The organism is Frankia tisae (assembly GCF_025403405.1).
Taxonomy (GTDB): Bacteria; Actinomycetota; Actinomycetes; order Frankiales; family Frankiaceae; genus Frankia; species Frankia tisai.
Window position 1 is genome coordinate 17789 of record NZ_JANEZT010000041.1, and the last position, 9941, is coordinate 27729.

6 protein-coding genes are annotated in these 9941 nt (G+C 72.3%); all 6 read left to right on the forward strand.

Going from position 1 to position 9941, the window contains the following annotated elements:
- Positions 1–81 precede the first annotated feature (81 nt).
- Positions 82–1740, forward strand: a complete 1659-nt coding sequence (argS, locus tag NBZ85_RS06475) for an arginine--tRNA ligase (protein ID WP_261554300.1) — start codon at positions 82–84, stop codon at positions 1738–1740.
- Between the two features lie 81 nt (positions 1741–1821).
- Positions 1822–3213, forward strand: coding sequence for a diaminopimelate decarboxylase (gene lysA, locus NBZ85_RS06480; protein WP_261561652.1), 1392 nt, complete (start codon positions 1822–1824; stop codon positions 3211–3213).
- Positions 3210–4493: a homoserine dehydrogenase gene (locus NBZ85_RS06485; RefSeq protein WP_261554302.1), complete on the forward strand. Its 1284-nt coding sequence runs from the start codon at positions 3210–3212 to the stop codon at positions 4491–4493. Before lysA ends, NBZ85_RS06485 begins: the two co-directional genes overlap by 4 nt.
- Positions 4490–5608: a threonine synthase gene (thrC, locus tag NBZ85_RS06490; protein ID WP_261554303.1), complete on the forward strand. Its 1119-nt coding sequence runs from the start codon at positions 4490–4492 to the stop codon at positions 5606–5608. Before NBZ85_RS06485 ends, thrC begins: the two co-directional genes overlap by 4 nt.
- The gene (locus NBZ85_RS06495; protein WP_498041233.1) at positions 5605–6756 is read left to right on the forward strand and encodes a homoserine kinase; all 1152 of its coding nucleotides are present in this window, start codon (positions 5605–5607) and stop codon (positions 6754–6756) included. The genes thrC and NBZ85_RS06495 overlap by 4 nt, the downstream gene beginning before the upstream one ends.
- Before the next feature lie 439 nt (positions 6757–7195).
- On the forward strand, positions 7196–9559 hold the full coding sequence (rho, locus tag NBZ85_RS06500) for a transcription termination factor Rho (protein WP_368861343.1): 2364 nt from the start codon (positions 7196–7198) through the stop codon (positions 9557–9559).
- Positions 9560–9941 lie beyond the last annotated feature (382 nt).

A 9941-nucleotide genomic window follows, 5' to 3' on the forward strand; every position in this document is an offset into this window, starting at 1 on the left:
GCCCGCTGGTTCGCCGCGCGGCGCCGGTGGGGCGGATCGGCGGGCGGACGTCGGAGGGCGCCGCGCCGATAGCATCGCGACATGACCCCCGCCGATCTCGCTGACGCCATCGTCGCGGCCATTGGTCGCGCGGTCGCCGACGGCGACCTGGACGTGACAGTGCCGACCACCGTCACGGTGGAGCGACCGAAGACCCCCGGGCACGGCGACTACGCCTCCCCGGTGGCCCTGCAGCTCGCGAAGGCGGCCCGCCGCCCGCCGCGTGCCGTCGCCGAGGTGCTGGCCGGCCGGCTGGTCACCGAGCGCGGGATCGTCGGCGTCGACATCGCCGGCCCAGGGTTCCTCAACTTCACCCTCGCCGGGGACGCCCTCGGTGAGATCGCCCGCACGGTCGTGCGGGCCGGCGAGGGCTACGGCCAGGCGGCGAAGCCGCGGGACGTGCGGGTCAACCTGGAGTTCGTCAGCGCGAATCCGACCGGGCCGGTGACGCTCGCCTCGGCCCGCTGGGCGGCGGTCGGCGATGCGCTGGGTCGCATCCTGACCGCGGCCGGGTACTCGGTGGGCACCGAGTACTACGTCAACGACGCCGGCGTGCAGATCGAGCGGTTCGGCGCGTCGGTGCTGGCCGCGGCCGCCGGCAGGGAGATCCCGGCGGAGGGCTACCACGGCGCGTATGTCGCGGAGATCGCCGCGGCGGTGCTGGCGGCCCGGCCCGAGCTGCTTGACCTGCCCGATGACGAGGCGCGCGCGGTGAGCTCCGCCGAGGGCCTGGCCCTGATGCTGACCGAGATCCGGTCCACCCTGGAGGGGTTCGGCGTCCATTTCGATCGCTGGGCCTCCGAGCAGGCGCTGCACACCGGCGGCGCGCTGACGAAGGCGATCGACGACCTGCGGGCGCAGGGCCACGTGTACGACGCCGACGGTGCGGTGTGGCTGCGCACCACCGACTTCGGCGACGACAAGGACCGCCCGCTGGTGAAGAGCGACGGCCAGCCGACGTACTTCTGCGCCGACGCCGCCTACTACCGTGACAAGCGGGGCCGCGGCTTCGAGCAGCTTGTCTACCTGCTGGGGGCGGACCACCACGGTTACGTCGCCCGGCTGAAGGCGATCTCCGCCTGCTTCGGCGACGACCCGGCGAGCAACCTGGACGTCATCATCGGGCAGTTGGTGACGCTGTCGCGCGGCGGCGCCCCGGTGAAGATGTCCAAGCGGGCCGGAACCTTCCTGACTTTGCACGACCTCGTCGACGCGGTCGGGGTCGACGCGGCCCGCTACTCGCTGGTCCGCTCCTCGCTCGACTCGTCTCTCGACCTCGACCTCGACCTGGTGACCCGCCAGACCAGCGACAATCCGGTGTTCTACGTCCAGTACGCCCACGCCCGGATCAGTTCGCTGCTGCGCAACGCCGAGGCGCTGGGCCTGCCGACGGCGCCCGAGACGGCGGACGTCGCGCTGCTGACCCATCCGCGCGAGGTCGACCTGTTGCGGGGGCTCGGCGAGTTCCCGCGGGTGATCGAGGCGGCGGCCGCCCTGCGTGGCCCCCACCGGGTCGCCCGCTACCTGGAGGAACTCGCCGGGGTCTACCACCGGTTCTACGACGGCTGTCGGGTACTCCCGCAGGGGGATGAGGAGGCGGGCCCGCTCACCGGTGCCCGGCTGCTGCTGGTCGCCGCGACCCGGGTGGTGCTCTCGAACGGCCTCGGGCTGCTCGGCGTCAGCGCACCCGAGCGGATGTGACCGGATGGCGGACAGCGGCCGTGGCGCGGGGGACAGGCCGCGGGATGAGACAGGCTGCGGGATGAGACAGGCAGAGGCGACATGAGCGAGACCGACAGCCCGGCGGTGGCAGCCCTGGCGGTGGCGGCCCTGGAGGAGAATCTCTGGCCGGTGACGGCCCGGCTCGACCCCGACGGCGTGCTACGGATCGGCGGCGTCCGGGTCGACGAGCTGGCGGCCGAGTTCGGCACCCCGGCGTTCGTCCTGGACGAGGCCGACTTCCGGGCCCGGTGCGCCGGCTGGCGGCGGGCGTTCGAGGACTGTGACGTTTATTACGCCGGCAAGGCGTTCCTGTGTCGCGCAGTCGCCCGCTGGGTGGCCGAGGAGGGGCTCAACCTCGACGTCTGCACCGGCGGGGAGCTCGCCGTGGCCCGTTCGGTCGGCTTCCCGGCCGGGCGGCTGCTGTTCCACGGCAACAACAAGTCGGTCGCCGAGCTGCGGGCCGCGGTGGCCTACGGCGTCGGGCGGATCGTCGTCGACTCCTTCGCCGAGATCGACCGGCTGGCCGCCGTCGCCGCCGAGGCCGGAGTGCGCCAGCGGGTCCTCGTGCGGGTCACGCCGGGGGTCGAGGCGCACACCCACTCCTACGTCTCCACCGGCCAGGAGGACCAGAAGTTCGGCTTCTCGCTGGCCGGCGGGGCGGCGGCCGAGGCGGTGGAGCGGGTGCTCGCCGCCGGCTCGCTGGAACTCGTCGGCCTGCACGCGCACATCGGCTCGCAGATCTTCGACACGGCCGGCTTCGGCCTGGCCGCGCATCGCATGGTCGGCCTGCTGGCGCGTATCCGCGACACCCACGACCTCGAACTGCCCGAGCTTGACCTCGGCGGCGGGCTCGGCATCGCCTACACCAGCGAGGACGCCCCGCTGGAGGTGGCCGACGTCGCCGAGCGGCTCACCGCGGTCGTCGGCAAGGAATGCGCGGCTGCCGGGCTGCGCGTCCCGCGCCTCGGCGTCGAGCCGGGCCGCGCCGTCGTCGGCCCGACGACGGTGACCCTCTACGAGGTCGGCACCGTCAAGGAACTGCCCGGGCTGCGCACCTTCGTCAGCGTCGACGGCGGGATGAGCGACAACATCCGCACGGCGCTCTACGACGCCCGGTACACCGTCCGGCTCGTCTCCCGGCCGGGGTCGCCCGCGGCCCACGTCGTCACGCTCGTCGGCCGGCACTGCGAATCCGGCGACGTCGTCGCCCACGACGTGCCGCTGCCCGGCGACATCCGTCCCGGCGACCTCGTCGCGGTGCCGGCCAGCGGCGCCTACCACCGGTCGATGGCCAGCAACTACAACCACGTCACCCGGCCGCCGGTGGTGGCGGTGCGCGACGGTGTCGCGCGGCTGATCGTCCGGCGGGAGACCGAGGAGGACCTGCTGCGCCTCGACATCGACCCTGCAGACCCTGCAGACCCTGCAGGTTCCGCGGCGGTGACCCGGTGAGGATCGCCCTGCTCGGCTGCGGCGTCGTCGGCACCGAGATCGTCCGGCTGCTGCGGGCCAACGCCGGCGACCTCGCCGCCCGGGTCGGCGAGCCGCTCGAACTGGTCGGGATCGCGGTCCGCCGCCCGGAACGGGTCCGTGACCTCGACATCGACCCGACCCTGTTCACCGCGGACGCCGCCGGACTCGTCGCCCGCGATGACGTCGATCTCGTCATCGAGGTCGTCGGCGGGATCGAGCCCGCCCGGGACTGGCTGCTGGCCGCCCTGCGGGCCGGTAAACCGGTGGTCACTGCGAACAAGGCACTGCTGGCGTCAGACGGCGCCGTGCTGCACGACGCCGCCGCCGCCGCCGGCACCGATCTCTACTACGAGGCCGCGGTCGGTGGGGCGATCCCGCTGATCCGGCCGCTACGGGAGAGCCTGGCCGGCGACCGTGTCCGCCGCGTGCTCGGCATCGTCAACGGAACGACGAACTTCGTGCTGACCCGGATGGACGAGACCGGCGCGTCGTTCACCGAGGCGCTCGCCGAGGCCGGCGCGCTCGGCTACGCCGAGGCCGACCCGTCCGCCGACATCGACGGCTACGACGCCGCCGCCAAGGCGGCGATCATGGCCCAGCTCGCCTTCCACACCCGGGTCACCATCGACGACGTCTACCGAGTCGGCATCGGCGATGTCACCGCCGCCGACATCGCCAGCGCACGCGAGATGGGTTGCACCGTCAAGGCCCTGGCGGTCGCCGAGCGCTCCGCCGACACCGACGGGATCAGCGTCCGGGTCCATCCCGCGATGATCCCGCGGGCCCACCCGCTGGCCGGGGTGCGGGAGGCGTTCAACGCCGTGTTCGTCGAGGCGGAGGCCGCCGGGCAGCTGATGTTCTACGGCCAGGGGGCGGGCGGCGCGCCGACCGCGTCGGCGGTGCTCGGTGATGTGGTCGCTGTGGCGCGTAACCGCATCGCGGGTCGTCGCGGGCCCGGCGAGTCCTCCTACGCGGCGCTGCCCGTCCTGCCGATGGGCCGTACCGTGACGAAGTATCACGTGAATCTCGACGTCACCGACAAGACCGGCGTGCTCGCGACGGTCGCCGGTGCCTTCGCGCGTCACGATGTGTCCATCAGGAGCGTCCGCCAGGACGGCCGCGGCGATGACGCGAGCCTTGTCCTCGTGACGCATGCCGCGCCCGACGCGGCGCTGTCGGCCACCGTCGAGGAGCTACGCGGCCTCGCCGGGGTGCGGGCGGTGTCCGGCGTGATGCGGGTCGAGGGAGGTGAGCCGTGACCACGACGTCCACAGCTCGTGTGGAGTCCACAGCCCGGGCGGAGTCCAGCCGGTCGCACCGGCCGTGGCGGGGAATCATCGAGGAGTACCGCGACCGGTTGCCGGTCGACGACGACACGCCGGTGATTACCCTGCGTGAGGGTGGCACGCCGCTGCTGCACGCGGCGCACCTGTCCGAGCTCACCGGATGTGAGGTTCATCTCAAGGTGGAGGGGGCGAACCCGACGGGTTCGTTCAAGGACCGTGGGATGACGGTGGCCATCAGCCGAGCCGTCGGCGCGGGCTCCGAGGCGGTCATCTGTGCCTCCACGGGCAACACCTCGGCCTCGGCCGCCGCCTACGCCGCCCGTGCCGGCATCACCTGCGCGGTGCTCGTCCCCAGCGGGAAGATCGCGCTGGGCAAGCTCGCTCAGGCGCTCGTCCACGGGGCCCGGCTGCTTCAACTCGACGGCTCCTTCGACGACTGCCTGCGGGTGGCCCGCGAACTCGCCGACACCTCGCCGGTCACCCTGGTCAACTCGGTGAACCCGTTCCGTCTCGAAGGCCAGAAGACGGCGTCGTTCGAGATCGTCGAGGCACTCGGGCGGGCCCCGGACGTGCACTGCCTGCCGGTGGGTAACGCCGGCAACATCACCGCCTACTGGCGGGGGTACCTGGAAGAGGACACCCGAATCGGCGCCGGCCGGCCGCGGATGTGCGGTTTCCAGGCGGCGGGCGCGGCCCCGATAGTGCGCGGCGAGATCGTCACCTCCCCGCAGACGATCGCCACCGCGATCCGCATCGGCAATCCGGCCTCCTGGGACTTCGCCGTCGACGCGCGCGACTCCTCCGGCGGCCTCATCGACGCCGTCAACGACCGGCAGATCCTTGCCGCCTACCGGCTGCTCGCCCGCCGGGAGGGCGTCTTCGTCGAGCCGTCGAGTGCGGCGAGCATCGCCGGGCTGCTGATGGCCCGCGCGGACGGGCGCATCGAAGCCGGCGAGCGCGTCGTGTGCACGGTGACCGGCAACGGTCTGAAGGACCCCGACTGGGCGATCAGCGGGGCGGCCCGACCGGAGACGATCCGGCCGACTGTCGCGGGCGCCGCCGAGGCGCTTGGGCTGCGGATCTCGTGACCGCTGCCGGGAGCGCGCCGACGGCAGGCACCGGCTGGTCCGATACCGATACCGCTACCGACGGCATGGCTCGGCGGGTGCGGGTGCGGGTCCCCGCCACGAGCGCGAACCTCGGCCCGGGTTTCGACGCCTTCGGGCTCGCCCTCGGGCTGTACGACGAGGTCGAGGTCGAGGTGACCGCGTCCGGCCTGACCGTCGACGTGGTCGGTCCGGACGCGGTCGCCCAGGACGAGACGCATCTGGTGGTCAGGGCGATCCGGTCGACGTTCGACCTGCTCGGCCGGGCGCAGCCGGGGCTCGCCCTGCGCTGCGTGAACCGGATCCCACACGGGCGGGGGCTCGGTTCGTCCGCGGCCGCGATTGTGGCGGGGATCGTGGCGGCGGCGGCGCTGACCCGGGCGGACCTCGGCCCGGAGTTCGAGGCCGGCGCCGCGGCGAACCCGGGCAACCCCGGCGTAGCCCGTCCCGGCGCCCTTTCCTACAAGACCGCGGCCGATCCCGGGTCCGTGGCAGATCCCTGGTCCGTGGCAGATTCCGGGTCCGCGGTCGATTCCGGGGCCGCGACGCTCGCCGGATCCGCCTGGATGCTGCGCCTCGCGCATGACATTGAGGGTCATCCGGACAATGTGGCCGCCGCGCTGATGGGCGGTTTCACCGTCGCCTGGCAGGACGTCGAGGGAGCCTGCTGCCTGCGCGTCGACCCCTTCGCCGAGCTGCGGCCGGTGGTCTTCGTGCCGACCATGCGTCAGTCCACCGAGGCCTCGCGGGGGGCGCTGCCGGACCTGGTGGGGCTGCCCGACGCCGCCCGGACCCTCGGCCGGGCCGCACTGCTGGCGCTGACGATGTCCGCCGCCGAACCGGCCGGAGCGGCACAGCGCGCCCGCACCCTGTTCAGCGCTACCGAGGACCTGCTGCACCAGCCTTACCGCCTGCCTGCGGCGCCGGCCACCGGCGAGCTCGTCGCCCGGCTGCGCGCCCTGGGGGTGCCGGCGACCCTGTCCGGTTCCGGGCCGTCGGTGCTCGCGCTCGCTGTCGGTGGGGAACAGGCTGCGGCGGCGGTGGGCGCGGCGAGCTCGGATTTCTCCGTCGCGCCGCTGAGCGTTGACCGGTACGGCGCGCACATCACCCGCCTTGACGCTGATAAGTAGCCGAACGGCTCCATAATGCAATAATGTCGGGTTGGGGTGGGGTGCGCGGGCCGCAGCTCCGCGGTCATGTGTCACATCGGGAAGTCCTGACGTCTCAAGGTTGTTGCCGAGGTGTCTTGCGCTGGATAGTCTGGTGACTGCACCCGCTGCCACCGCGGCGCGTGCTCGCTCCCGCAGTGCCGCTCTGGCAACGCCAGATGGGCCGTGGTTCGGGACTCCGGTGTTTCGGCCTCGTCGTCGTTGCCTCGGCTCCACACCGGCACACCTGGGCGGGATCGGCGAGTTCGCTCGCGGCAGTCGGCCGCTGGCGCCGTAGATGGGCGCGACGTTCGCCCATCCGGTGCTGTACATCCCCTTCACCCGGCATCTGTGCAGGCGAAGAAGGTTCACAAGCTACGCCCGGCTCATCAGGAGCCAGTTCCTTCAGGGAAGGAAAACCTTGAGCGACACCACCAACGTGCTGCCACTGAGCGCACGTGAGTCTGCGGCGCCTGCGACGCTTGCGTCGCCGCCCCACGAGAGTGGGCCGGCGGCCGCCACCTCGTCCGCAGACGCCATCAACACCGCTGCCGACAACGGCAGCGCGCGCGCCGGCCGCGGCTCTCGGGCCGCCGCCGCGACCGCGGTCCCGGCCGTCGAGAGCGCTACCGCGACCCGGCGGCGCCGGCAGGGCACCGGGCTGTCCGCGATGCTGCTTCCCGAGCTGCAGGCCATGGCCTCGTCCATGGGCATCCAGGGGGTGGGCCGGCTGCGCAAGGGCCAGCTCATCGCCGCGATCCAGAACCTGCAGAACGGCGAGTCCGCGGGCGGCTCCGCGCCCGTCGCCGCCGATCAGGCGTCCACCACGGCCATCCCGGCGCCGAGCGAGGCGCCCTCCGCGGCGCCCCAGACGACCCGTCAGCCCGTCGGCGACAGTGGTGCTCCCAGCACCACCACCCGCACCCGTTCCCGCCGCGGCGCGTCGCGCGGCGTGGCGAGCCCCGCCGCCGAGCAGCCAACCCTGCCTGACTCGCCCGGCGACACGGTCGTCGAGACCCGTCCGGCCCCCGTGGTCGTGGCTCCGTCGCAGCCCGCCGCCGCGGCCCAGCCGGTCGTCGCCTCCGTCCAGTCCGCCCCGGCCCAGCCGGCGGCCGCCCCCAGCCGACAGGTCGAGGGTGCTCCCCGAGGCCGTGAGGACCGCCGCGACCGCTCCGGCGACAACGGCCGCTCCGGCGACAACGGCCGCTCCGGCGGTGACGGGGGCGAGCGGCCCACGAACGACCGTCAGAGCACGGATCGTCGATCCGGCGGGGACCGGCAGGACCGTCAGTCCGGTGACCGCTCAGGTCGGTCCGACCGGACCCAGAGCGACCGTTCGAGTAATGACCGTTCCAGCAGCGACCGTTCGGGCGGCGACCGTTCGGGCAATGACCGTTCCAGCAGCGACCGTTCCAGCAGCGACCGCTCGAGTAATGACCGTTCGGGCAGCGACCGTTCGAGTAGCGACCGTTTTGGCAGCGACCGTTCGGGCGGGGACCGTCTTGGAGGGGACCGTTCCGGCCAGGTCGGGCAGGGCGACGACGACTTTGCCGGCCGCAGCCGGCGGGGTCGCTTCCGTGAGCGCGGCCGTAACCGTGGTCGCGGCGGACAGCCAGGCCCGGTCGAGAACGAGCCGGTGGTGCGCGAGGACGACGTCCTGGTGCCTGTCGCCGGCATCCTCGATGTTCTGGACAACTACGCCTTCGTCCGGACCAGCGGCTACCTGACCGGCCCGACCGACGTCTACGTCAGCCTGGCCCAGGTTCGCCGCAACGGGCTGCGCCGTGGCGACGCCATCACCGGGGTGGTGCGCGCGCCGCAGGAGGGCGAGCAGCGCCGGGACAAGTACAACGCGCTGGTCCGGTTGGACACGATCAACGGAATGGAGCCGGACGAGGCGCGCGGGCGGCCCGAGTTCACCAAGCTGACGCCGCTGTACCCGCAGGAGCGGCTGCGCCTGGAGACCGAGCCCCACCTGCTGACGACGCGGATCATCGACCTCGTCATGCCGATCGGCAAGGGGCAGCGGGCCCTCATCGTCAGCCCGCCCAAGGCCGGCAAGACGATGGTGCTGCAGTCCATCGCCAACGCGATCACCACGAACAACCCGGAAGTCCACCTCATGGTCGTCCTCGTCGACGAGCGGCCGGAGGAGGTCACCGACATGCAGCGCTCGGTCAAGGGTGAGGTCGTCGCCTCCACCTTCGACCGGCCGCCGGCCGACCACACCAACGTCGCCGAGCTGTCCATCGAGCGGGCCAAGCGCCTGGTCGAACTCGGCCACGACGTCGTCGTCCTGCTCGACTCGATCACTCGACTGGGTCGCGCGTACAACCTGGCCGCCCCCGCCTCCGGCCGGATCCTGTCCGGCGGTGTCGACTCGACCGCGCTCTACCCGCCGAAGCGCTTCCTCGGCGCGGCGCGCAACATCGAGAACGGCGGATCCCTGACGATCATCGCGACGGCGCTGGTCGAGACGGGCTCGACGATGGACACTGTGATCTTCGAGGAGTTCAAGGGAACGGGCAACGCCGAGCTCAAGCTCGACCGCAAGATCGCCGACAAGCGGATCTTCCCGGCGGTCGACGTCGACGCCTCCGGCACACGCAAGGAGGAGATCCTGCTTGCCCCCGAAGAGCTCTCGATCATGCACAAGCTGCGTCGAGTGCTCCACACGCGGGAGAACCAGCAGGCCCTGGAGCTTCTGCTCGACCGGCTCAAGCAATCCCGGACGAACTACGAGTTCCTCATGCAGATCGCCAAGACGGCGCCGCCTCAGGATTAGCCCCAAATTTCGCCTTTGGCGAAATTTGGGGACCCTGAAGTCCTATGGCGCCGTGCGGGGTGACGCCGGATCGCCTTCGGCGATCCGGCTGGGGAGCCGCAAGGGCCTTTGGCGAAATTTGGGGACCCTGAAGTCCTATGGCGCCGTGCGGGGTGACGCCGGATCGCCTTCGGCGATCCGGCTGGGGAGCCGGATGGGTCTTCGGTGAAATTCGGGGACACACATCAGTCGTTGGCCGAGTCGATTGCGGCGCGTTCTGGCATTGCGGTGAGTTCTGTACGGTCTGAACCCCGAAACCGTGCGTGGTGCGCCGCAACTCGCCGGGCTCCAGTCGCAGTCGGACCAGCGGCCATGCGGGGGAGAGGCGGCCGGGGTTCGGGGG

What these genes read in the sequence shown, in the direction of transcription:
- argS (WP_261554300.1), top strand. Translation starts at nt 82, where the DNA reads ATGACCCCCGCCGATCTCGCTGACGCCATCGTCGCGGCCATTGGTCGC.
- lysA (WP_261561652.1), top strand. Translation starts at nt 1,822, where the DNA reads ATGAGCGAGACCGACAGCCCGGCGGTGGCAGCCCTGGCGGTGGCGGCC.